Source organism: Herbaspirillum sp. WTB6 (assembly GCF_057457785.1).
The window spans coordinates 185305-208321 of sequence record NZ_CP176522.1; the positions used below are offsets into that span (position 1 = coordinate 185305).

The following is a 23017-nucleotide window of genomic DNA, read 5'->3' on the forward strand; positions in this document are numbered from 1 at the left end:
TTCTCGGGTATAGTTAACCGGCACAGAACAGAACTCCAGTTGCACATTGCGCACGCAGGAATTTCATTGAAAAGGGAAGAGATATGACAGCCGAATACCAGGTACACGGTGCTGTTGCCGTGATCACGCTCAATAATCCGCCGGTCAATGGACTTGGCCACGCCACCCGCAGTGCGCTGGTGCAAGGCATGCAGCAGGCGTTGAACGACGATGCGGTGAAGGCGATCGTCCTCACCGGTGCCGGCAAGGCTTTTTCCGGCGGCGCCGACATCAAGGAATTCAATTCCCCGCTGGCGCTGGCGGAACCGTCGCTGCATACCGTCATCAAGGTTGTCGAAAACTCGACCAAGCCGGTAGTCGCGGCAATTCATACCGTCTGCATGGGCGGTGGCCTGGAACTGGCACTCGGCTGCAACTACCGGGTCGCGGCCGCCGGCGCGCAGATCGCTCTGCCCGAAGTCAAGCTCGGCATCCTGCCGGGGGCTGGCGGCACCCAGCGCCTGCCGCGCGTGCTCGGCTTGGAAATGGCCTTGAACATGATCGTATCCGGCAATCCGGTCGCTTCCGAAAAACTGGCCAAGACCGCGCTCTTTGATCAGATGATTGACGGCGACCTGTTGCAGGGCGCGCTGGCGTTTGCCAACAGCATCGCCGACGTGCGGCCGCTGCCGAAAGTGCGCGACCTGAAGGTCGATTACCCGAATTACGAAGGCTTCCTGCAGTTTTCGCGCAATACGGTCAAAGCAGTGGCCGGCCCGTTCCCGGCGCCGCTGAAGTGTGTCGAGGCGGTTGCTGCTGCCGTCACCAAAAAATTCGACGACGGGCTGAAATTCGAACGTGATCTGTTCATTCAACTGGTGCAAACCCCGGAGTCGAAAGCGTTGCGTCATGCCTTCTTCGGCGAACGCGCCGCCAGCAAGATACCGGACGTGCCGGCCGATACGCCGATCCGTCCGATCAGGTCAGCGGCGGTAATCGGCGCCGGCACCATGGGCGGCGGCATCGCGATGAATTTTGCCAATGCCGGCATTCCGGTGACAATCCTGGAAATGAAACAGGAAGCGCTCGACAAAGGCTTGGCGACGATTCGCAGGAATTACGAGAACACGATGAAGAAAGGCAAGCTGACGCCCGAAAAATTCGAGCAGCGCGTCGGTCTGATCAAGGGCACGCTGTCGTATGAAGACATTGGCCAAGCCGACATCGTGGTGGAAGCCGTGTTCGAGGACATGGGCGTCAAGGAAACCGTGTTCAAAAAACTGGACGAAGTCATGAAGCAGGGCGCGATCCTGGCGTCGAATACGTCGACGCTGGACGTCGACAAGATCGCCGCCTTCACCAGGCGGCCGCAGGACGTGATCGGCACCCACTTCTTCAGCCCGGCCAACGTGATGAAGCTGTTGGAGATCGTGCGTGGCGCCAAGACCGGCAAGGACGTGCTGGCCACCACCATGGCCTTGTCAAAAAAAATCAAGAAGACCGGCGTGGTTTCCGGCGTCTGCGACGGCTTCATCGGCAACCGCATGATCGAGCAGTATGTCCGCCAGGCTGGCTTCCTGCTGGACGAGGGCTGCCTGCCGGAGCAGGTCGACAAGGCGATCGAGAAATTCGGCTTCGCGATGGGACCGTTCCGTATGGGTGACCTGGCCGGCAACGACGTCGGCTGGTACATCCGCAAGCGGCGCTATGTCGAAAAGCCGGAAATCACCTACTCCAAGACCGCCGACCTGCTGTGCGAGATGGGCCGCTTTGGCCAGAAGACCGGCGCCGGCTGGTACGACTACAAGCCCGGCGACCGCAAGGCCTATCCGTCCGCGGTGGTGAACGACATGATCGTGAAGCATTCGGCCGATGCAGGTGTCGAACGGCGCAAGATCGGCGATGCCGAAATCGTCGAACGCTTGGTGTACGCACTGGTCAACGAAGCGGCCGACATCCTGGACGAAGGCATCGCGTTGCGCGCCTCCGACATCGACATGGTGTACCTGACCGGCTACGGTTTTCCGCTGTTCCGCGGCGGCCCGCTGTTCTATGCCGACACCGTCGGCTTGCCGAACGTGGTGATGACAATTGAAAAATATGCCAAGGGCCTCCATGGCGAAGCCTGGAAACCGGCGCGGCTGCTGGCGAAGCTGGCGGCGGAAGGAAAGACTTTCAACTAAGTAGGCATCAATAGCGGAAAAACCCCAGCCGTGATGGCTGGGGTTTTTTTCGAGTTTGTGAATTCGGCCGATCCGTTATTTCACCAGTAATTCTCGGTCAGGAAATTTCCGGGTACGGCCCGGCGGTTGGGCCGCAGTCCGCGTTCATGCAGGATCTGCCTGACTTCGGTAATCATGTCCGGATTACCGCATAACATCAGGTGTGAATCTTCGGCGTTGATCGCCAGGCCGGCCGCGGCTTCCAGCCGGCCGTCGAGCAGCAGGCTGGTGATGCGCCCTTGCAGGCGATTGGACGCAACCGGCTGGTTGCTGCCGGTCGTGCTCTGGATCAGGTGCAGGCGCGCCAAAGAAGCGGTCGGTGGTTGCCGCTGAAGCCGCTGCAGCAGATCCTGGTAGACCAGGTCATCAGCGGAACGTGCGCCATGCACCAGGATCAGGTTGCGGTATTTTTGCCAGACGTGCGGATCCTGCAGGATCGACAGGAACGGGCCAAGGCCCGTGCCGGTCGCCAGCATCCACAAGTCGTTTCCAGGCGCCGTGAAGCGGGTCGCGGTCATGAAGCCGTGGCTGGCGCGTTCAGTCAGGATCGGATCGCCGACCCGCAGGCGCGCCAGCAGGGGGCTGAAGGCGCCTTGCGGCACCGTTACCGCGAAATACTCCAATTCTGCGTCGCCCGGTGCGGATGCGATCGAATAGGCGCGCCACAGGATATCGCTGCCGCTATCCAGGCCAAGACGTGAAAACTGTCCCGGCGTAAACTCAAAGCGGGCAGCACGGGTGGTGCGGAACGAAAACAGGGTTTCGTTCGATCGGTGAATTGACGTGATTGTTTCAACGCTGGCCTTGTCGCTGGCGGCCATGCGATCCGTCATTGTCGTCCTTGACGATATAATCATGAATAAAAGATATAGATGAAATATTGCTTTGTGCAATGATACTGTCTTACACTCGTATTCGACAATTTTTTGGAGCCGGCTTGTGACTAAAATCGTTTTATTGGAAAAAATTCATCAGAATGCAGTTTCGTTTTTTGAGGAAAATGGCTTCAACCAGGTTGTCCGTTTGTCCACCGCCCTGGCCGGTCCCGAATTGATTAGTACCCTGGCCGATGCCGACGTGGTCGGCATCCGTTCCGCCACCCATTTGACTGCCGACGTATTGAAGGCGTTGCCGCGTCTGCGCGCCATTGGCTGTTTTTGCATCGGCACCAACCAGGTTGACCTGGCGACCGCCGCCACGCTTGGCGTTCCGGTGTTCAACGCGCCATATTCGAACACGCGCTCGGTGGCGGAACTGGTGATCGCCCAAGCGATCCTGCTGCTGCGGCGGATTCCGGAAAAAAATGCGCGCGCGCATCGCGGCAAATGGGAAAAGAATGCAAACGGCGCCTTTGAAGTACGCAACAAGGTGCTGGGGATCATCGGCTACGGCAATATTGGCGCCCAGGTCGGCATCCTGGCGGAAAGCGTCGGCATGCACGTGGTCTACTTCGATCCGGAAAGCAAGTTACCGCTGGGAAATGCCAAGCCGGTGCGCTCGCTGGAGGCGCTGCTGAAGCAGTCCGACGTCGTCACGCTGCACGTGCCTGCCAATCCGACCACCAAGAACCTGATCAATCGCAGCCGCATCGCCGCGATGAAACCTTCGGCTTTGCTAATCAATGCGTCGCGCGGCAACGTGGTCGATATCGACGCGCTGAATCAGGCGCTGCGCGAAAACAAGCTGGCTGGCGCCGCAATCGATGTTTTCCCGGTCGAGCCACACAATGAAGACGAGGAATTCGTGTCGCCGCTGCGCGGGCTGGACAACGTCATCCTGACCCCGCACATTGGCGGCAGCACGGAAGAGGCGCAGCAAAATATCGGGCGCGAAGTGGCGGAAAAACTGGCGCGTTTCCTGTCCGCCGGCACCACTCGCTCGGCGGTAAATTTCCCCGAAATCGCCCATCTGGAGAAGGCCGCGGTCAGCCGCATCCTGCACGTGCACCGCAACGAGCCGGGCGTGATTGCGCGGATGAACGCCGATTTCGCCAAGCACGACCTGAACATCGTGGCCCAGCAATTGCAAACGCGCGGTGCGCTCGGTTATGCGATGACCGACATCGATGCCGTCATTTCCGAAGAATTGCTGCAGGAATTGCGCAACGTATCGACCACGATTCGCTGTAACTTGATCTAACCCTGGGCCCGAAGCCGGCCGGGATTGCGCCTCACAGCCAATATTCCAGCCGGCGCGCCGCCCATTCCTTGAAGCGCTGGCCCAGCGGCCGCTGTTCCCATTCCTCGGCCGTCACATGGTGCGCATCGCGCAGGTCCTCCTGGAATGCGCTTTCCATTCCCTGCCCGAACTCGGCGCCGAGCACGATCAGGTTGACTTCCGAATTGTGCAGGAAGCTGCGCATGTCCAGGTTGGCCGAGCCGACCGTTGACCAGGTGCCATCGATCACCGCCGTCTTGGCGTGCAATACCGCCACCTGCAACTGATAGATGCCGACGCCGGACTTCAGCAAATCGCCGTAGAACGATTGTCCGGCATACAGCACGACGCTGCTGTCGGAGACGCTGGGCAGCAGCAGCTTGACTTCGACGCCACGCCGCACCGCAGCCGCCAGCGCATCGAGGATTTGCTGGTCCGGCACGAAATACGGAGTGGTGATGTGAATCGTTTTTTGGGCTTCCTGGATCGCCAGGACGTAGGCCTTATAGATGGCCGGGTCGCCGCCCGGCCGGCTGCCCAGAACGCGCACGATCTTGTCGCCGGCGATGTGCAGGCGCGGGAAGTAGTCGCGCTGCAGCGGATCGTTGGCCCGCTGCCGGGCCCAGGAATCCAGAAACAACCATTGCAGGGAGGCCACCGCCGGGCCCTCGATGCGAACGTGGGTGTCGCGCCAGCCAACCCCGCTGTCCAGGTTCTTGCCGCGCGCGCGAAACAATGAGCCGTGCGAATACTGCCCGGTAATGTTGATGCCGCCAGTAAAACCGATTTTTCCATCCACCACCAGGATCTTGCGGTGATCCCGATTATTCAGGCGCCACCAGGCAAGGCGCTTCAACGGATTGACCGGATTGAATTCGACCAGTTGTATGCCGGCGGCGCGCATGCGCTCGAAGAATTCGGCCGGCGTGCCGAGGGTGCCGACACTATCGTAAATGATGTTGACCTGGACTCCGGCACGCTGGCGTTCGATCAGCAGATCGGCAAAACGCTGCCCCAATTCATCTTGGTCGAAAATATAGGTTTCCAGATTGATGCTGTCGGCAGCCGTGCTGATCGCCTCGATCATCGCCTGCATGGTCTGCGGGCCATCAAACAGCAACTCGACCTTGTTGCCGGCGATCAGCGGGCTGCCGGTAGCCGCCTCCTCCAATGCCGCCAGTTCTTTGGCGTCGATGCGCGAGCCGCGCAGCCGTCTGGCAAGAATCGATTCGGCCTTGGCGTCGGGCAGCACGCCGCGGCTGCCGGTGACGGTCGGAGTCTCCTTTGGCGTCAATGAGCTGCCGAGATCGCGCACGTCGGGCAGCGAGGCACAGGCGGCCAGCGCGAAGATGAACAACAGGCCAGCAACGATCCGAACGACTGCCTGATTCGACATTGGATTTTTCATCAATGGATCAAACCATCAACACCTCGTATCACCATAAAAAATATGGAGTATTTGATAATGCACAAATGTTTATGGGCGGAATATTGATATTGAATAGGGAGTATCTGGGAAGAGTAACCTGAACCCACTCCTTCCATACTAGATCCGGCGCGTCGCCAACTCGCGCGTGGCGCCACTCTCGCTGATGGTATGCAGGGTCAGCGGCCGCCGCCAGACGCGCGCGATATAGTCCAGCACCCGTTCCGCCCGAGCCAGATCCAGCCCGCGGCCATCGCTCTGGTAATCGTGCGTCAATTCCAGGCTGCCGTCCGAATGCAGGTGGGTGGCGGCGATGCGCGGCGCGCCATAGTTGAACTTCGGCGCCAGGATGGCTTCGCGCAGCGCGTGGATGTCGCGCTGTTGAATCCGGATATCGCCGTCCTTTTCGGTTTCATAGACGAACAGGTCAAGGCGTTCGGCCAGCTCCGGCGTCAGGTAATTGCGGATGAAGCCGAAGTCGTCCTCTTCCTTGCAAATCCGGCGCGCCGCCTCAAGACCCTTGTCTTCGATGATCTGCTCCCACATCGAAAAACCGAGGTGATAGGGATTGATCGCCAGCGCCAATTGATTGTCGCTGGCGTAGGGCCGCACTACGTCCGAGTGCGACTTGATCGCCGACAAATACACCTCGTCGGGCAGGAAATCCGCTTCGCGCAAGAGCCGCGCATGCCAGTACGAGGCCCAGCCCTCGTTCATGATCTGGCAGGCGAAAACCGGGTAAAAATAAAACGATTCTTCGCGCACCGCAAGGAAGATGTCGCGCTCCCAGCCCTCCATTTCGGGTGCGTACTGCGCGATGAACCAGAGCAGGTCGTATTCGGGCTGTGGTGGCACTTGGCGGCTGGGCGCGGCGGGTGGCTCCGGCGCCAGCGCCAGCGCAGCTTCGCCCGGCAGCTTGTGAAAACGCTGCTCGAAAGGCCCGCGTTCAGGGCGCGCGGGCGGCGTTGCCGCCGCTTGCGGGTAAAGCGGTCGGTGCAGATCGGCATTCACGTCCACGTGCGGCTCCAGCGCCAGCGCGGCGTCCAGCACCGCCTCCACCCGCCGGGCGCCGAATTCGGCGGCGGCCGATTCGATGCGGTGCGCGCGCTCGGCTGCCTGTTCCAGGATATGGCCGCCGGCCATCTGCATGAAGCGCATGAACAGATGATTGTTCTTGGCGAAATCGGCATGGCCCAGCACGTGCGCGGTGACCAGCGTGTTTTCCGGCAGGCTGTTGCTGTCGACCAGATACGCATGGCAGGGGTCGCCGGGGAACATCACTTCGAAAATGTGGGAGTGACCCATGTTTTGCCGGATCAACTGGTGGATATAGCGGATGCCGAAGGACCAGTGCGGCATGCGGATCGGCAAGCCGTAGACGGCAATCTCCATCATGAAATTGGTCGGCACCAGTTCGAAATCGACCGGGTAAAAGTCCAGCCCGAGGCGCAGCGCCAGTTGCTCGATACGCTGTGCATAATCGGTTAGGTCTTTCCCGGGCAGGGTCGTGGTTGCGCTCGTCATGCGGCCTCCGCTTGTTCCGCTTGCTGCATGAAGAATTTGCGCAAGGCGCGCCACACATCCTCCTGCCGCGTCAGCACGCTGGTATGGATCAGCGCCCCGCTTCCTTCCAGTTCGCTGCAGATCGCCTTCATCTCGGTTTCGCCGGAGCGCAGCAGGCCGGGCGCGGTTTCGATATAGCCGATGTAATTCAACAGGGAGGCCAGCTTGGCCAGGCTGCCGGCAGCGGCGGCATGGTCTTCCGTGAAGTTCTCGCCGTCCGATGCATAGAACAGGTAAATGTTGTATTGATCGGGCGGAAATTCTGCGTCGATCAATTGCAGCGCCAGATTGAATGCGGTCGAGGCGCCGGTGCCGCCGGTGCCGGTGACCTGGAAAAAATCTTCCTCGGAAAATTCCCATGCCTGGGTGGTGTGGGCAATGAAGCGGATCGCGACCTTCGCGTATTGGCGGCGGATTCCTTGCAAGGCGAAAAAGAAAAAATTCTTTGCCAGCCGCCGTTCCTGCAGCGTCATGCTGGCCGACACGTCGAGCGCGAAGAAGACCACCGCGTTGGTCGATTCCTGACGGCGCTGTGCCAGTTGCCGGAAACGCAGATCGTCATCGGTAAACGGCAGCGGATTTTTCTGCAGCGCGCGCCGCTTGACGGCTTCCTTGACGGTGCGCCGGCGGTCGAGGCGCGCGCGGGCGCCGCGCTTGTCCCATCCTTCGCGCACCAGTTGCTGCTCGTCGAGCTTGGTATTGTGTTTCGGCCGCAGTTCCGGCAGGCGCATTTCTTCCCACAGCCAGTCCATGATGTCGTCGACGTTCAACTCCAGCAGCAACTGCACTTCGCCTTCGCCATGGCCACCTTCGCCGGCGTCGGCGCCGGAATCGGGCGGCACCGTGTGCACCACGTCGCCCGGCTGGCCTGCGCCTTGGCCGGCCGCCGCGCGCGATTCCGCGCTGTCGTTCAAACGGAAGTGCGCATGTTCCAGGAAGTGCACCGGTATCTGCACCGTGCGCTGCTGCGAGCCGGTCAGGATATCGGGCTGGGCGATCAGTTCAGGCAAATGCTCCTGGACCGCTTCGCGCACCTTTTGGTTATGGCGCAGCCAGTCCCGGGCACCGCGTGAAAACAATTCATACCAGGATGACTCCGTACCCATCGCGCTGAAATTTCGCATAGCTCCCTCTGTCTCGCCGTCAGGCGCTGCAGGCGGTGCCAACCGGCAGCCGCCTTGCGCCGTACGTTGCTATTCCTGAGACAACAACGTGGTGACATAATTCAGCGCCTCGCGCGCGCTATGGCTGTCATAGCCGTATTCGTCCACCAGCCGCTGTTCGACCACCGAAATTTTCTGCTTGACCTCTTCATCCGGCCGCGCGCTGGAACTGACCAGCCGCAAGATGTCGCGCCGTTGCTCGAACAGGTATTGCTGGACCGCATCGTGCAGTTGGGCGTGGCTGTCCAGCGTGAATTTTTCGCCGCGCTTGTAGGCGCCCATCGCCTTGCGTACCACTTCCTGCCGGAACGATTGCTTGCCCGAATCGGAGACGTGGATCTTTTCCTCCACCGCGCGCAGGAAACGCTCGTCCGGCTTGCGCTCCTCGCCGGTGATCGGATCCCTGATCTGGCGGTTATCCAGGGTCGCCTCGACTTCATCCAGATATTTGTCGAGCAGGTCCTGCGCCTCCTGTTCGAACGAAACGAACAGCGCCTTGTGCACATCTTCCTTGGCCCAGCGGTTATAGAAATATTTACGCACCAGCACCAGGTAATCGATCCATTTGCGTTTTTTCTTCGGATCGATGCGGGCGTCGCTTTCGATCGCATCCTTCAGGGCCAGCAGCACGCTCATCGTGGTCAGGCTCTTGACGTCGGACTGGATGATGGCGTTCGACAGTGCGTTGATCACGAAACGCGGGGAAACGCCGCCCAATCCTTCCTCCGGCATCCGCTGCCGGATGCGCTCGGCCTCGGCGCGGTTGACGCCTTCCACTTCCTCGTCGCCATAGATGCGCACCGCCTGCACCAGCTCGGTTTCCTTTTCATCGCCTTCATGCAGGCGCGTCAGCGTCGCGAATACCGCTGCCGCGTGCAGCACGTGCGGATCGAGATGGACTTCGCGAAAGGCCGGCGCCGCCGATGAAATCAGCTTCTTGTAAATGCGCGCTTCGTCCTTGTAGTTCAACGTGTACGGCACCTGGATGATTACCATGCGGTCCAGCAGAGCTTCGTTCTCGCTCTCCTGCAGGAAGCGGCGGAACTCGGCCAGATTGGTATGCGCCAGGATCGCCTCGTCCAGGTAAATCAGCGGGAAGCGCGACACCTTGACGTTTTTTTCCTGGGTCAAAGTCAACAGCAGGTACAGGAATTCGCGCTTGACCTTGAGGATTTCGATCATTTCCAGCATGCCGCGGGAAGCCGCATACACCGAACCCGACCACGACCAGGCGCGTGGATCGCCCTCGTCGCCGTATTCGGCCACCTTCGACAGATCGACCGATCCGACCAGATCCGCCAGGTCGGCGGTGGTCGGATCGTGCGGCGCATAGGTGCCGATGCCGACACGGCCGGCCTCGGAAATGAAAATCCGCTCGACCATCATTTGCATGAAGTCGCCGTTGTGCTCCTGTTCCAGCCGGGCACGGCAATACGGGCACAGTTCGCCGTTGATTTCAACGCCGTAAGTCTCGCGGAAGGAGGGCCGCAAGGTATGCGGCACCAGGTGCAGCGGCGACTCGTGCACCGGGCAGCCGGCAATTCCGTACAGCGCGCCGGCGTCTGTGTAGCTGTACTCTTCCAGGCCGCGCTTCAACAGGATCACCAGCGTCGATTTGCCGCCGGAAGGCGGCCCGAGCAGCAGCAGCAGGCGGCGCCCGACCTCCGAGCCGGCGGCGGCAGCCTTGAAATAATCAACCACGCGTTCGATCGACGGTTCGATACCGAACAGTTCCTCGTCGAATAGCTTGCAGTGCGGCTTGCCGGCTTCGTCGGCCCGCGTCCAGCGAATCATGTCCCACATGTATTGGTGGGAATTGCGCGCGACGCCGCGCGGGTCAAGCACCACGATTTTTTCCAGGAATTCGGAAAAAGGTCCGCTCCAATGCGTAGCCCGATGTTCCTTGGTGAAGGCGACCAGGCTCTGATAAAAACTGGCCTGCTGCTCGTTGTGCGTCGACGTGCCATTGCCTTGATTCATCATCGCCCCCCTAAAAAATAGGCTCATGTAAATAGTGGACTGACAAAACCCGGGAACGTTTCTCGCCTCGCCACCATTATTTTTATGGCAGGACGCCCGCGCTCTTGCCTCACGGCGACATGCGGTGATTCAAGAAGGCGGAGTGCCTGCCGTTAACCATAGATCGACGACAAGAGGGGAGAGTGATGGAAATCAACAACATTGCCCATCTGGCAACCAGTCTGACGCAGCAGCGCAACGATCAGGCTGTATCGGTTGCTGTCTTGAAGAAGGCGATGCAAATTCAGCAAGGCACGGCCAGTGCGCTCCTTGCTACCCTGCCGCCGGTGGAAGCGGTCAGCCTGCCACCACATCTGGGGCAAACCATCAATACGACCGCCTGACTCGTGGACACCGGAAAAAAGGGAGCGACGCCCACCAACCGCGACAAGAGTATGTGGTTAAAGCTAAATATTCATTGGCCATAAAAGCCATTGATATGTGGAGTATAGGGTACTGCAGGTAACCAGCCCTGCCGCGCAACGCGCTATTCCGGCCACTCGGCCATAGCTTGACAGCGACTTCGGGTAATGCACGCCAAGTCGATCATGGTCTCGCTTGCACCGCGGTAAATGCTAATATTCGCAACCCGGTTGCATTTATCCCTGAACAAGGCCAACGAGCCACCTGATCGTTTCATGCCGCTGCAACGCTTTCTTCCACGCGGGAATCACAAGGTTCTTGCCAGCTTGCTGGTGCTGGCCCTGCTGCTGGCGCAATGGAGCGGCTTCAATCATCGAATCATTCATGCTGGCGTGCAGGGAATCAACGCCGCCTCGGATTCGGAAAATTTCAGGGATGCCGCGCATCACTCGTGCGTTGCATTCGATGCCGCCGCGCTTGCCGCCACGATTCACAGCGCGCTTTTCGCCGTGCCGCCGCTGCCCAATGTGCACGCACTGGTGCTATGGCTTGCACCCGCCTCCTGGCGTGCACCGTTTTCCCCCCATTTCCTCTCCCGCGCTCCGCCTGCCGCGTAAATTCCGCGCTTCGCCTCTCCTGATCTTGATCTGCCCCGCTGATTCATGAAAGCGCGGGCAGGCCGCACTCCTTTTCGCTTTTGAAAGAATCATCATGCACGTCCAATGCAGCTTACTGGCGCGGGCGGTCCTGCCCGCGCTCGCCTTCATGTCCGGCGCCGTCCAGGCTCAAGCCGACGACCAGGTACTGCCCGAAGTCGTCGTTTCTTCGACTCCGTTCCAGGCCGGCGAGGGCGCGCAGATACTGGCGCCGGCCAAGGTTTTGTCCGGCGACGAATTGCGCAACAAGCTCGGCAATTCGCTTGGCGATACGCTGTCGCAGGAACTCGGTGTTTCCGCTTCCGCCTTCGGCGCCGGTGCGTCGCGCCCGATCATTCGCGGCCTGGAAGGCCCGCGCGTCAAGATTTTGCAAAACGGCATGTCAGTGTCGGACGTCTCCAGCCTGTCCAACGACCATGCGGTCGCCGCCGATGGCGCCACTGCGCGTCAGATCGAAATCCTGCGCGGACCGGCGGCGCTGCTGTATGGCTCCGGTGCCATCGGCGGCCTGGTGAACGTGATCAACGACCGCATTCCGACCGAGCTATTGCCGCAGCCGGGCGGCGACGCCGAGCTGCGCACCAGCTCGGTCGATCACGGTGCAAATCTGTCGCTGTCGGTCGATGGCGCTGCCGGCTCGATCGGCTTGCACGTCGACGGCAGCCTGCGTAACGCCGGCGACTACCGAATCCCCGGTTCGGCCGCGCTGAGCCGGCGGGATTCGCCTTTCGGCCGGTTACCCAATTCGTTCATCCGCCAGAACAATCTTGGGCTCGGCGCATCGTATATCGCCGGCTGGGGTCACATTGGTGCTTCGGTTGGCGCCCTGAACGACCACTACGGCATTCCGACCACGGAAAAATCGTTCATCGATCTGTCGCAGACTCGCTATGACCTGGACGGCCTGGTGAAGCAGCCGTTTTCCGGCTTCGAGTCCTTCAAATTCAAGCTGGGCGCAACCGATTACAAACACAGCGAAAAAGCCCAGGACGGCACGCCGTTGACCAAGTTCGCCCATAACACCTCGGAAACCCGCTGGGAGCTGACCCACCTGCCGCTCTATGGCTGGCGCGGTACCTTCGGGATGCAGACGGAAGATGGCAACTTTTCGGCGCTTTCGGCCGAAACCGACTTGCCGGATACGGTGCCGGTGACCAGATCCTCGTCGCTGGCCGGATTCCTGGTGGAAGAACGCGACTTCGGTCCGCTGCGCACCAGCGCCGGCATGCGCCTGGAATCGGTCAAGCGTCGCCCCGAAGCCGGCGCGGGATTGACGCATCGCAATTTCAACCTGGGATCGTACTCGCTCGGCGGCCTGTGGACCTTCGCGCCCGGCTACGCCTTCGGCGCCACGCTCTCGATTGCGCAACGCGCGCCGGCGGTCGAAGAGCTGTATTCGAACGGGCCCCACGAATCGACCGCCACCTTTGATATCGGCGACCCGACCCTGCAAAAGGAAATGTCGCGCAACCTTGAAATCAGCCTGCAAAAAACCGCCGGCCTGGTGCGCTGGAAAGCCAACCTGTTCCAGAACCGGGTAGGCAATTTCGTCTTCGGCCGCGCCGATGGTACGCGCGTCGACGGCAGCGGCGCGGTCGAAGCGGACGGCGAATTTCTGCAGCGCTTCTGGTCGCAAGCGAACGCCACGATCCGCGGCGCGGAAGCGGAAATCAGCTACAACCTGCGCGGTCCCGGCCTGTCATTGAGAGGCTTTGCCGACACCTCGCGCGGTACGCTGGATGAGGCCGGCAACCTGCCGCTGCAACCAGCCATGCGTTTTGGCGTCGAGGCTGGCTACCGGCGGGGTTCCTGGCGCAGCGGCCTGTCGGCCATGCGCGCGCAAGCCCAGGATCGTCTCGCAAGCTTCGAAACCACCGTCACGCCAGCCTATACCCAGCTCGATGCCAACCTGTCGTACACCCAGCGTTATCGGGCCAACGACGTAACCTGGTTCGCGATCGCCAAGAACCTGCTGAATCAGGATATCCGCATCGCGACTTCGGTGTTGAAAGACCTGGCCCCGCAACCGGGACGTAATCTGATCGTGGGGGTACGCACCAGTTTCTGATCGGTTTTTCGGGCGAAGCCGCCGTTTGCCAATGCTTATGGAGTCCGGTATGCGGCGGCGCCCAGAAAAGTGGTGCCGTTACTTGATCATCCCAAGCACTTCGCGGAAACGCGGGTGATTGCTGTCACGCAACCATTCGAACGCAACCATTTCCGCCGTCACCAGTTGCGCACCGTTTTGCCGCAAGCGCTCCAGCGCCGCGTCACGATTGCCCGGCCGGCGTGAACCCACGGCATCGCGGGCAATCCACACCTCGTACCCAGATTCAAGCAAGCTCAGTGCGGTTTGCAACATGCAGACGTGCGCCTCGCAGCCGGCCACGACGATGCTGCGGCGTTCCGGCGGCAGGACTTCCAGCAATCCGTCGGCACAGGCATCGAAATGAGTCTTGCACACGGTTCTATCGCAAAGCCGCCGGATCTCTTCAAGATTTGCCCCCAACTTGGCCGGAGTCTGCTCGGTACCGAGGACCGGCACCCCGAGCAGCCTGGCGACATTCGCCAGCCGCAGGCATTCGGCAATCACCGCATCCGCCTGATGGATCGCGGGAATCAATTTTTCCTGCAGATCCACCAGGACAAGGACCGATTTATCCGCTGTAATCAGCATTGGTTTCCTCCATGATGTTGGCAGCGCTCGCGGGTCAAAAAACTTGAGTGTAATGCGCTTGCACCGCAAGCGGAGCAGGGCCGACATGGGAAGGATGGCAAACTGCGTCGAACAGGCCGTGATTTGACGAAACGCACGCTCCGCCAATTGATTTCGGCAAGAATATTTGCGATGAGTACCGGCATGCAGCATGATCGGACAGCCAAATTTACCAATGGCACCATGTGCGCGATGGTGCTGGATGCAGCGCGCACGCCGCTACGCGCAGTGCGCATGCCCATTCCTTTTCCGTCCCCCTTTGAAGTTCTGTTGCGGGTTACCGCATGCGGCGTGTGCCGCACCGATCTGCATATTCTCGATGGCGAATTGCCTCTGCATAAGTCGCCGTTGATTTTGGGACATGAAGTAGTGGGAACGGTGGTCCATGTCGGCGAACTGGCTCACGAATGCGCGGTGGGGGAACGGGTGGGCGTGCCCTGGCTGGCCGGCAGTTGCCGTTATTGCCGGTTTTGCCTGACACAGCGCGAGAACCTGTGCGATGACGCCATATTTACCGGCTATGACCGCGACGGCGGCTACGCCGAATATGCGCTTGCCGATGCGCGCTATTGTTTCAGCCTGCCCGAGCGGTATGACGATATGCATGCGGCACCGCTACTGTGCGCGGGTTTGATCGGCTATCGCGCCTACGCCATGACCGGGGAGGCGCGGCGCCTGGGCGTGTATGGATTTGGCGCGGCGGCGCACATCATCGTTCAGGTGGCATTGGCGCAAGGCAAGGAAATATACGCGTTCACGCGCCCCGGCGATTCGCGCTCGCAAGCCTTTGCGCGTTCGCTCGGCGCCGTCTGGGCCGGCGATGCCGGCACGGCACCCCCGGCGCTGCTGGATGGTGCCCTTATTTTCGCCCCGGACGGCGCGCTGGTGCCGCAGGCATTGGCGGCCACCGCCAAAGGGGCAACTGTCGTTTGCGCCGGCATTCACATGCGCGACATTCCCGGTTTCCCCTATGCCTTGCTGTGGGGTGAACGCACGGTGCGTTCGGTAGCCAACCTGACGCGCGCCGACGGCGAGGCATTTTTCCGCATTGCGCAGCAGGTCGATATCAAAACGGTGCCGGTCGCCTTTGCGCTACGCGAGGCGAATCAGGCCTTGGCATCCCTGCGGGAAGGGGGCTTCGACGGTGCAGCGGTACTGTTGCCGTAATCGCCCGGCCGGATCGGCATCAAGGAAATGCGTTTCTGCGGACATGACCACCCGGCGGCAAGCGATAGCAGCGCCCAAGGGGCTAATGAGACATCAGAACCGGGATCGTTGCCTCATTCAGCACCACACACGTCGCGCCACCCAACAAGACTCCCGGGTAACGCTGATGCGCCACGCAGCCCATCACCATCCAGTCCGAAGCACGCTCGGCAGCCAGCGCCAGCAAGGCATGGCCGGCGTCGGCCCCATATGCTTCCGGAATGATTTCCACACTGATCCCATGCCGCGCCAGATAAAGGGCGATGTCGGCTCCGACTTCCTCGCCATTCGCGCGCTGCGGGGGCGCGGGAGTCGCGACGGCGACATCGACGGCTGCGGTCTGCTTGAGCAAGGGAAGCGCGCCTCTGACGGCTCGCGCCGCATGCGCGCTGCCGTTCCAGGCGACCAGCGCGCGGCGGCCGGGAATTCTGGACGGACCGGCGCCGGGAACGATCAACACCGGGCATCCGCCGTTCATGACGACGTACTGCAGAGCATCGACACTTGCCGCTGGCCGAGAATCAGCCTCAGCCGTGCCGCCTTTTCCCAAAATCATCAGATCGCAGCAGGGTCCGTGGGCGCTCAGGCCGGTCGCGGCTTCGCCATCGATCAGGCGTGTTTCAAACGAGGCGACACCGAACCGACGGACAGCGCTCTCGAACCGTTCAAGCACAACGTTCGCCGGGAGGCTGATGGTTTGCGCGGTGACCTGAGCCTCCGCACTGACTTTCAAAAAATTCGACTGCCCGATTGCCACCAACCCGACCAAATGGCCATTTTCAGCGTTTGCAATATTGGCGGCGATTTGGATGCGTTGATCATTTTCCTGAAATTCATCCAGATGCACCAGAATGGTCTTGTAGGGCATGAAACGCTCCGGTCATGAACTGAATCAAGGCGGAATGATTGCCTTGGGGCCCCATCCCATTTATTCACAGGTACACCATATCAATTATTTGTCATTATGGCCCGGTTACTTGCACCGTTCGCCTTTGACATAGCGCATATGCAATGGATCCATATCTTGGCTTTGCCCGGAACCTCGGAGTTATAGTAAGCGTGGTACCAAAACGCATGTGCTGCCGACGAAGGACTGGCCAATCGTCCCAGCGTCATTTGATTTTCCACCTCCCGGTCATGCGGCGAATGGATAGGCTGGTATGGGCCGAAATTGGGCAAGCCGCTGCGGTTGGCAGATCCACTAGTCAGAGGAGGCACCATGCGCTACTTCATTACCGGCGCGACTGGTTTCATCGGCAAAAGGCTGGTCAGGAAACTGCTGGCGTCGAAAGACGCCGAGGTCTGGTTCCTGATCCGGGAAGAAAGTCGCGACAAGCTGCCGGCCTTGCTGGACTATTGGGGAGTCGATCAGTCACGTGCGATTCCGGTGTTTGGCAACGTGCGCGCCGCCAAACTGGGCATTTCGGACCAGGATTGGAAAACCTTGTCGGGAACCGTCGATCATTTTTTCCATCTGGCGGCGATCTACGACTTGAGGGCCGATGCCGCCGAACAAGTGGCGACCAATATACAAGGTACGCGCAACGCGGTGACACTGGCCAATGAACTGCGAGTCGGCTGTTTTCAGCATGTCAGTTCGATTGCCGCGGCCGGCCTTTATGAGGGCATGTTTCGCGAAGACATGTTCGACGAGGCGGAAAACTTCGATCATCCGTATTTCTCGACCAAGCATGAATCGGAGAGGGTGGTGCGCGACGAATGCAGCGTATCTTGGCGGGTCTACCGGCCGGGCTTGGTGGTGGGCGACTCGCACACCGGGGAAATGGACAAGATAGACGGCCCTTACTATTTCTTCAAACTGATCCAGCACATTCGCCGGCTGCTGCCGCCATGGATGCCAACCATCGGCATCGAGGGCGGCCGCATCAATATCGTCCCGGTCGACTATGTGATCGCGGCGATGACCTACATCGCACACCAGCCCGGGCTCGACCGTCAGTGTTTCCATCTGACCGATCCGGCACCGAAGCGGGTGGGCGACGTATTGAATATCTTTGCCCATGCCGCTCATGCGCCAACCATGAGCTTGCGCATCAATGCCGCGCTGTTCGGCTTCATTCCGGAGGGAATCCGGAAAGGCGTGGCATCCTTGAAGCCGGTGCGCCGCCTGAAAGACGCCATCATGAAAGACCTCGAACTGCCTGACGGCATCATGCAGTTCGTGAACTATCCGACCCGCTTCGACAACCGCCAAGCCGCGGCGGCGCTGAAGGAAAGTGGGATTGCCTGCCCGCATCTCGATCAGTACGCAGACCGTATCTGGGATTACTGGGAGCGTCACCTCGATCCCGATCTCTTTGTCGATCGCAGCCTGCGCGGACAGGTTGCTGGCAAGATCGTCCTAGTTACCGGCGGGTCGTCCGGAATCGGCCTGGCGACCGCGCATAAACTGGCTGAGGCCGGTGCGATAACCATCATTTGCGGGCGCGACGAAGCGAAACTGGCCGCGGCGAAGAAGGAAATCAATGACAAAGGCTTCGACGTCGCGACCTATCCGGTCAATCTTGCCGACATGACGGATTGCGACCGCTTCCTGCAGATTCTGCTTGCCGATCACGGACACATCGACATTCTGGTGAATAGCGCCGGCCGCTCGATTCGCCGCAGCATTGAAGCGAGCTACGATCGTTTCCACGATTTCGAACGCACGATGCAACTGAATTACTTCGGTGCGCTACGCATGACGATGGGGTTGCTGCCGAAGATGGCGGCGCAAAAATCGGGGCAGGTCATCAATATCTCCTCCATCGGCGTACTGACCAATGCGCCGCGCTTCTCCGCCTACGTCGCCTCGAAAGCGGCGCTCGAGGGTTGGACCTACTGTGCCGCGTCGGAATTCGCCGACGTCGGCATCAAATTTACAGTCATTAACATGCCGCTGGTGCGTACACCGATGATCGCGCCGACCAAGGTTTACCGTAACGTGCCGGCGCTGGCGCCAGAGGAAGCCGCGGATCTGGTGGTGCAGGCGATCGTCGGCAAGCCGGTGCGCATCGCAACCAGGGTCGGCATTGCCGGCCAGGGAGTCCATGCCTTGGCCCCGCGACTGGGGCAGATCGTGCTGAATACCGCGTTTCGACTGTTCCCGGAATCGGAGGCCATGGGCGAAAAAGGCGCTGAAACGAAAGAGCATGAAGCGTCCGCGGAGCTGCTGGCGATGCAGCAACTTTTGCGCGGTGTGCACCTCTGATATGTCCATCCCATTCTCAAAAAATACTCTTTCCGGCGTTCAACCATGAACGAGCAAGAATCACTCTCAATCATCGATACTGCGTGGCTGCGCATGGACCGGCCGACGAACCTGATGATGATCTGCGGCATGATGATGTTTGCCGATCGGGTGGAATTGCAGAAATTGAAGGAAGTCGTTCGCACCCGCATGCTGTGCTTTCACCGTTTTCGCCAGCGGGTGGTCGAACAAGGTGGCAATGCGCATTGGGAAATCGACCCCAATTTCGATCTCGAATGGCACGTGCGCCGCATCGCCCTGCCGGACGCCGGGAGGGGTGGCACGCTCGAGGCGGTGACCAGCGATCTGATCAGCACGCCGCTTGACCCCAGCAAGCCGATGTGGCAGTACCACCTGATCGACAACGTGAATGGCGGCAGCGCCATCGTGATGCGGATTCACCATTGCTATGGCGATGGATTCGCATTGATGCATGTCGTGACTTCCATGACCGACACCGACCCTGACAAGCCGCATCCGGCAAGCGAGGACATTGCCGGCCCCGCTTCCCGGCGCAGCGCCTGGGAACGGATCTTCGGTCCCGTAACCGAAACCATCGGCGACGCCGTCCGCTCCTCGCTGGCGCTGGCCGAGGTCGGACGCGACTTGCTGGCGCATCCATCCCACGCGATCGACTATGCGAAGACCGGGGCCGATCTTGCCTACCAGGCTGGCTTCATTGCGAACATGGCGCCGGATTCTCCAACCCGCTTCAAGGGTCCGCTCGGGGTGATGAAACGTGTCACTTGGGCCGAGCCGCTGCCGCTATTTGAAGTGAAGGCGCTGTCCGAAGTCTTGAAATGCTCGGTCAACGACGTGCTGGTGTCGTGCGTCACGGGCGCGCTGCGCACTTACCTGCTGGAACAGGGCGATCCAGTGGAAGGGCTCGAGGTGCGGGCGCTGGTACCGGTGAACCTGCGTCCGCCGGGACGGATCACCGAGTTGGGTAACCGCTTCGGAATGGTGTTCCTGAGTTTGCCAATCGGTTTGGAGGACCCGATCGAGCGCGTCCTCGAAGTGCATAAACGAATGGGGGAACTGAAGGGGTCCCAGCAGCCCCTGGTCGCGCTCGGCATTCTCGCCGGGATGGGGGTTGCGCCTGAATTCATCAAGGAAAGAGTGCTGGAAGCCCTGGCCGCCAACGCCAGCGTCGTCATCACCAATGTGCGCGGATCGGAACAGCCGCGCTACTTCGCCGGCAAGCGCATGACGCGTCAAATGTTCTGGGTGCCACAATCGGGCGGCATCGGGATTGGGGTCAGCATCCTGAGCTATGCCGGGCAAGTCGGCTTCGGCGTCGTCACCGATACGCAGCGAGTACCTCACCCCGATGTCATTACGCAGCGTTTTGCCGGTGAATTCAAAACACTGCTACTGAAGGCACTGATGATGCCATGGCCGAGCGGCGGATAATGCGCCCAGGGCGCCAGGCGTCACTGCGCCGGGGAGCGAGCGGGCAGCCGATCCCCAGAGTACTCCGTCAATTGTGACGCGGCTTTTTCGCCGCATGCGCCGGATGTGGCTCCGTCGCGTGGTGAGGCAGGGCGGCGCCGATGGTCTCGCCCAGGCTGGCGGCGATGCCGATCAGCACATCCTTCACGGTCTTCACGGCCATGTTGCCGACGTTTCCGGCTTCTTCAATGGCTCCTTCGATCGCTTTCCTGCCGACTTCGGCAATATTTCCGCCGGTTTCAACCGTCGCTTCGATCACGCCATCCACGGCCTGCCGTGCCACAACGCCGACGTCGGCGCCCGCGCTGGCGGCATGTTTGATGATCGAGCGCAAGGTTTCGGATGATGCCGTGACGACATCGCCGCCGACGTCATGCACGCCCATCACAATTCCCTTGGCGACGCTCCTGGTGCTCATGGTCAACCCGCTACCAACTTGCTCGGTTGCCTCGATTGCACCCATGACGACATGCCGGATGACATTCACCAGTTCGTCGGCAGCGGAGCCTCCGGTGCGCAGCGTGTCGGAGACGGTTTTTCTGACCAGGGTCGCAATATCCGCTTCGATGGTGCTAAGCGCCGAAAGGCTGCCCACGACCCCCTCTCTGACCGCGTGTCCTGCGTGCTCAACAGCAGCCAACTGACCGTTGTTGATGACGCCGGCCTTGCTGCTGCGCACCGCTTTTCCCTCGTCATGGCGACGGGCCATATCCGTCTTGGCTGGTTTGGTAGGCATCTTCACTCCTTCATGGTTTCGTGTATTGAAATTGGTCGGTACACCGAGCTGAATCGCCATCTGCAGTGCGTTCGGTTGCCTCAGCTTCGCCCAATCGAATGCAATCCGAACGATGCCTGTTCGACGTCACTCCGCAGATACTTTGGCCTTTGGCCGACTCCAAGCGTTGATCCAGATCAGAGTGCGGCGAGAGATTGATGGCGCAGATGGCGCATACTTATCCCGGACCGACATGTATTTCTGGCGAGATTCGATCTCGCGCTCCGATTTGACGCCAAGACGATCATTCACGAATGATCCATCCTTGCGACGCGCGGCCGAGAGCAGGCGAATGCTCCCGGGCAGATCTGCACCACCTTGCTTCATTTACGCTAACGAGGTCAGCCATGGAAAAAATATGGCTCAAGAGCTACCCACCCGGCGTGCCTGCAGAAATCAATCTTGACGAATTCAGTTCGCTGAATGCCGTACTGAAATGGGTTTGCGAGCGGTATCCAGACCTGCCGGCGTTCAGCAATCAAGGCACCACGATTACCTATCGCAGGCTGGATGACTTGTCGCGATCCTTTGCAGCCTATTTGCAGAATGTCGCCGGCATGTCCAGGGAGGAGCGGATTGCCATCATGATGCCCAACCTGCTGCAATATCCGATTGCATTGTTCGGTGCTCTTCGTGCCGGATGCGTGATCGTCAATACCAATCCGCTTTACACGCCACGCGAGCTGGAACATCAACTGACCGATTCGGGCGCAACCGCCATCGTGGTACTGGACAACTTCGCACACACCCTGGAGGAGGTGCTGGCGAATACCGCGGTGCGCCATGTGATTACCACCGGTGTCGGCGACATGCTGCATTTTCCCAAGGCGCAAATCGTCAACCTGGTAGTCAAGCATATCCGGCACATGGTGCCGGAGTGGCACATACAGGGGGCGGCGACGTTTTCCGATGCGCTCAAGCGCGGCGCGGATATGGCGCTAAACGAGATTGCCCTGAAGGCCGGCGATATGGCATTCCTGCAATACACCGGGGGCACGACCGGCGTGCCGAAAGGCGCGATCCTCAGCCATGGCAATATGGTCGCCAACCTGCAGCAGACCACAGCCTGGGTCACCGGCGTTCTCAAGGAGGGAGCAGAGACCGCCATCATTCCGCTGCCGCTGTATCACGTGTTTGCGCTGACTGCCACGCTGGCATTCTTTCGGCTCGGCTCGAACAATGTACTGATTACCAATCCACGCGATATTCCTGCGTTTATCAAGGAATTGAAACACACCCGTTTCAGCGCGATGATCGGCGTGAACACCTTGTTCAACGTACTGTTGAACGCACCCGACATAGGACAGGTGGATGCCGGAAATGTGAAAGTGGTCGTTGCCGGCGGAATGGCGGTGCAACGCGCAGTTGCCGAAAAGTGGCATCAAACATTCGGGGTACCGCTGATCGAAGGCTACGGCTTGACGGAAACCTCTCCGATCGTATGCGCCAACCCGCTGAACATTGCCGAATACACTGGCACCATCGGCCTTCCGGTGCCGTCTACCGAAGTGGCGATACTTGACGACGCCGGCGGAGAGTTGCCGCTTGGGCAACTGGGGGAGATCTGCGTGCGCGGCCCGCAGGTGATGAAGGGCTACTGGAACAAGCCGGAGGAAACGGCGCGCGTATTCACGGACGATGGCTGGCTGCGTACCGGGGATATCGGTTTCATGAATGAAAGCGGGTACGTCAAGCTGGTGGATCGCAAGAAAGACGTCATCGTCGTATCCGGCTTCAAGGTATTCCCGAACGAGGTCGAAGATGTGACCGCAATGCATCCAGGCGTATTTGAAGTGGCCGCCATTTCGGTGTCCGACGAACGCTCCGAGCAGGCGGTAAAGATTGTTGTCTTCAAAAAGGACTCTGCGCTGACTGCCGAAGCATTGATTGAACATTGCCGAAAATATCTGACCGCATACAAAGTGCCGAAGTACGTCGTGTTTCGTGACGAGCCGTTGCCGAAATCCAATATAGGCAAGGTCTTGCGGCGGGTGGTCAAGGACGAGGAAGATCAGGCTGCCCATGCGGCTGAGCCCGAACCGAATTCCAGGTAGGCGGCGCAATCGACGG

General features: G+C 60.2%; 17 protein-coding genes. 9 read left to right on the plus strand and 8 right to left on the minus strand.

Annotated features, from left to right (window positions below; translation table 11 throughout):
- Nucleotides 1-83: 83 nt before the first annotated feature.
- On the plus strand, nucleotides 84-2162 hold the full coding sequence (locus ACK2VC_RS00840; protein ID WP_486731711.1) for a 3-hydroxyacyl-CoA dehydrogenase NAD-binding domain-containing protein: 2079 nt from the start codon (nucleotides 84-86) through the stop codon (nucleotides 2160-2162).
- Between the two features lie 80 nt (nucleotides 2163-2242).
- Here ACK2VC_RS00840 and ACK2VC_RS00845 read toward each other — a convergent pair whose 3' ends face one another.
- Nucleotides 2243-3034, minus strand: coding sequence for a ferredoxin--NADP reductase (locus ACK2VC_RS00845; RefSeq protein WP_486731712.1), 792 nt, complete (start codon nucleotides 3032-3034; stop codon nucleotides 2243-2245).
- Nucleotides 3035-3140: 106 nt separating this feature from the next.
- On the opposite strand from ACK2VC_RS00845, the gene serA reads away from it, so the two are divergent.
- Nucleotides 3141-4340 (plus strand): phosphoglycerate dehydrogenase, encoded by a 1200-nt coding sequence (gene serA, locus ACK2VC_RS00850; RefSeq protein ID WP_486731713.1) that lies wholly within the window; start codon nucleotides 3141-3143, stop codon nucleotides 4338-4340.
- A 31-nt stretch (nucleotides 4341-4371) separates the two neighbouring features.
- Here the strand turns inward: serA and cls are convergent, their stop codons facing one another.
- The 4 genes from cls to ACK2VC_RS00870 form a co-directional block, all read right to left on the minus strand.
- Entirely contained in the window at nucleotides 4372-5754 is a 1383-nt protein-coding gene (gene cls, locus ACK2VC_RS00855; protein ID WP_486731714.1) for a cardiolipin synthase, read from the minus strand.
- A 150-nt stretch (nucleotides 5755-5904) separates the two neighbouring features.
- Nucleotides 5905-7308: a SpoVR family protein gene (locus ACK2VC_RS00860; protein ID WP_486731715.1), complete on the minus strand. Its 1404-nt coding sequence runs from the start codon at nucleotides 7306-7308 to the stop codon at nucleotides 5905-5907.
- On the minus strand, nucleotides 7305-8471 hold the full coding sequence (locus ACK2VC_RS00865) for a DUF444 family protein (protein WP_486731716.1): 1167 nt from the start codon (nucleotides 8469-8471) through the stop codon (nucleotides 7305-7307). Before ACK2VC_RS00865 ends, ACK2VC_RS00860 begins: the two co-directional genes overlap by 4 nt.
- Before the next feature lie 69 nt (nucleotides 8472-8540).
- On the minus strand, nucleotides 8541-10493 hold the full coding sequence (locus tag ACK2VC_RS00870) for a serine protein kinase (protein ID WP_486731717.1): 1953 nt from the start codon (nucleotides 10491-10493) through the stop codon (nucleotides 8541-8543).
- A gap of 182 nt (nucleotides 10494-10675) precedes the next feature.
- On the opposite strand from ACK2VC_RS00870, the gene ACK2VC_RS00875 reads away from it, so the two are divergent.
- The 3 genes from ACK2VC_RS00875 (at nucleotide 10676) to ACK2VC_RS00885 (ending at nucleotide 13616) form a co-directional block, all read left to right on the plus strand.
- Nucleotides 10676-10873 carry a YjfB family protein gene (locus tag ACK2VC_RS00875; RefSeq protein WP_486731718.1) on the plus strand — a complete coding sequence of 66 codons (198 nt, stop codon included), beginning with the start codon at nucleotides 10676-10678 and terminating at the stop codon, nucleotides 10871-10873.
- Between the two features lie 294 nt (nucleotides 10874-11167).
- Nucleotides 11168-11509: a hypothetical protein gene (locus ACK2VC_RS00880; RefSeq protein WP_486731719.1), complete on the plus strand. Its 342-nt coding sequence runs from the start codon at nucleotides 11168-11170 to the stop codon at nucleotides 11507-11509.
- Between the two features lie 94 nt (nucleotides 11510-11603).
- Nucleotides 11604-13616 (plus strand): TonB-dependent receptor, encoded by a 2013-nt coding sequence (locus tag ACK2VC_RS00885; RefSeq protein WP_486731720.1) that lies wholly within the window; start codon nucleotides 11604-11606, stop codon nucleotides 13614-13616.
- Nucleotides 13617-13694: 78 nt separating this feature from the next.
- Here the strand turns inward: ACK2VC_RS00885 and ACK2VC_RS00890 are convergent, their stop codons facing one another.
- Nucleotides 13695-14225, minus strand: a complete 531-nt coding sequence (locus ACK2VC_RS00890) for an isochorismatase family protein (RefSeq protein WP_486733283.1) — start codon at nucleotides 14223-14225, stop codon at nucleotides 13695-13697.
- 222 nt (nucleotides 14226-14447) lie between these two features.
- On the opposite strand from ACK2VC_RS00890, the gene ACK2VC_RS00895 reads away from it, so the two are divergent.
- Entirely contained in the window at nucleotides 14448-15431 is a 984-nt protein-coding gene (locus tag ACK2VC_RS00895; protein WP_486733285.1) for a zinc-dependent alcohol dehydrogenase family protein, read from the plus strand.
- Nucleotides 15432-15513: 82 nt separating this feature from the next.
- Here the strand turns inward: ACK2VC_RS00895 and ACK2VC_RS00900 are convergent, their stop codons facing one another.
- Nucleotides 15514-16338, minus strand: a complete 825-nt coding sequence (locus ACK2VC_RS00900; RefSeq protein WP_486731721.1) for a universal stress protein — start codon at nucleotides 16336-16338, stop codon at nucleotides 15514-15516.
- Nucleotides 16339-16689: 351 nt separating this feature from the next.
- On the opposite strand from ACK2VC_RS00900, the gene ACK2VC_RS00905 reads away from it, so the two are divergent.
- Both ACK2VC_RS00905 and ACK2VC_RS00910 read left to right on the plus strand, forming a co-directional pair.
- Nucleotides 16690-18681, plus strand: a complete 1992-nt coding sequence (locus tag ACK2VC_RS00905) for an SDR family oxidoreductase (protein WP_486731722.1) — start codon at nucleotides 16690-16692, stop codon at nucleotides 18679-18681.
- A gap of 45 nt (nucleotides 18682-18726) precedes the next feature.
- On the plus strand, nucleotides 18727-20133 hold the full coding sequence (locus tag ACK2VC_RS00910; protein ID WP_486731723.1) for a WS/DGAT/MGAT family O-acyltransferase: 1407 nt from the start codon (nucleotides 18727-18729) through the stop codon (nucleotides 20131-20133).
- Between the two features lie 67 nt (nucleotides 20134-20200).
- Here the strand turns inward: ACK2VC_RS00910 and ACK2VC_RS00915 are convergent, their stop codons facing one another.
- Nucleotides 20201-20968: a hypothetical protein gene (locus tag ACK2VC_RS00915; protein ID WP_486731724.1), complete on the minus strand. Its 768-nt coding sequence runs from the start codon at nucleotides 20966-20968 to the stop codon at nucleotides 20201-20203.
- Between the two features lie 233 nt (nucleotides 20969-21201).
- On the opposite strand from ACK2VC_RS00915, the gene ACK2VC_RS00920 reads away from it, so the two are divergent.
- Nucleotides 21202-23001, plus strand: coding sequence for an AMP-binding protein (locus ACK2VC_RS00920; protein WP_486731725.1), 1800 nt, complete (start codon nucleotides 21202-21204; stop codon nucleotides 22999-23001).
- The last annotated feature ends 16 nt before the right edge of the window (nucleotides 23002-23017 follow it).

Bases quoted from the DNA above. Each gene is read 5' to 3' on its own strand.
- ACK2VC_RS00840 (WP_486731711.1), top strand. From the start codon at position 84: ATGACAGCCGAATACCAGGTACACGGTGCTGTTGCCGTGATCACGCTC.
- ACK2VC_RS00845 (WP_486731712.1), bottom strand. From the start codon at position 3,034: ATGACGGATCGCATGGCCGCCAGCGACAAGGCCAGCGTTGAAACAATC.
- cls (WP_486731714.1), bottom strand. From the start codon at position 5,754: ATGTCGAATCAGGCAGTCGTTCGGATCGTTGCTGGCCTGTTGTTCATC.
- ACK2VC_RS00860 (WP_486731715.1), bottom strand. From the start codon at position 7,308: ATGACGAGCGCAACCACGACCCTGCCCGGGAAAGACCTAACCGATTAT.
- ACK2VC_RS00865 (WP_486731716.1), bottom strand. From the start codon at position 8,471: ATGCGAAATTTCAGCGCGATGGGTACGGAGTCATCCTGGTATGAATTG.
- ACK2VC_RS00870 (WP_486731717.1), bottom strand. From the start codon at position 10,493: ATGATGAATCAAGGCAATGGCACGTCGACGCACAACGAGCAGCAGGCC.
- ACK2VC_RS00875 (WP_486731718.1), top strand. From the start codon at position 10,676: ATGGAAATCAACAACATTGCCCATCTGGCAACCAGTCTGACGCAGCAG.
- ACK2VC_RS00880 (WP_486731719.1), top strand. From the start codon at position 11,168: ATGCCGCTGCAACGCTTTCTTCCACGCGGGAATCACAAGGTTCTTGCC.
- ACK2VC_RS00885 (WP_486731720.1), top strand. From the start codon at position 11,604: ATGCACGTCCAATGCAGCTTACTGGCGCGGGCGGTCCTGCCCGCGCTC.
- ACK2VC_RS00890 (WP_486733283.1), bottom strand. From the start codon at position 14,225: ATGCTGATTACAGCGGATAAATCGGTCCTTGTCCTGGTGGATCTGCAG.
- ACK2VC_RS00895 (WP_486733285.1), top strand. From the start codon at position 14,448: ATGTGCGCGATGGTGCTGGATGCAGCGCGCACGCCGCTACGCGCAGTG.
- ACK2VC_RS00900 (WP_486731721.1), bottom strand. From the start codon at position 16,338: ATGCCCTACAAGACCATTCTGGTGCATCTGGATGAATTTCAGGAAAAT.
- ACK2VC_RS00905 (WP_486731722.1), top strand. From the start codon at position 16,690: ATGCGCTACTTCATTACCGGCGCGACTGGTTTCATCGGCAAAAGGCTG.
- ACK2VC_RS00910 (WP_486731723.1), top strand. From the start codon at position 18,727: ATGAACGAGCAAGAATCACTCTCAATCATCGATACTGCGTGGCTGCGC.
- ACK2VC_RS00915 (WP_486731724.1), bottom strand. From the start codon at position 20,968: ATGGCGATTCAGCTCGGTGTACCGACCAATTTCAATACACGAAACCAT.
- ACK2VC_RS00920 (WP_486731725.1), top strand. From the start codon at position 21,202: ATGATCCATCCTTGCGACGCGCGGCCGAGAGCAGGCGAATGCTCCCGG.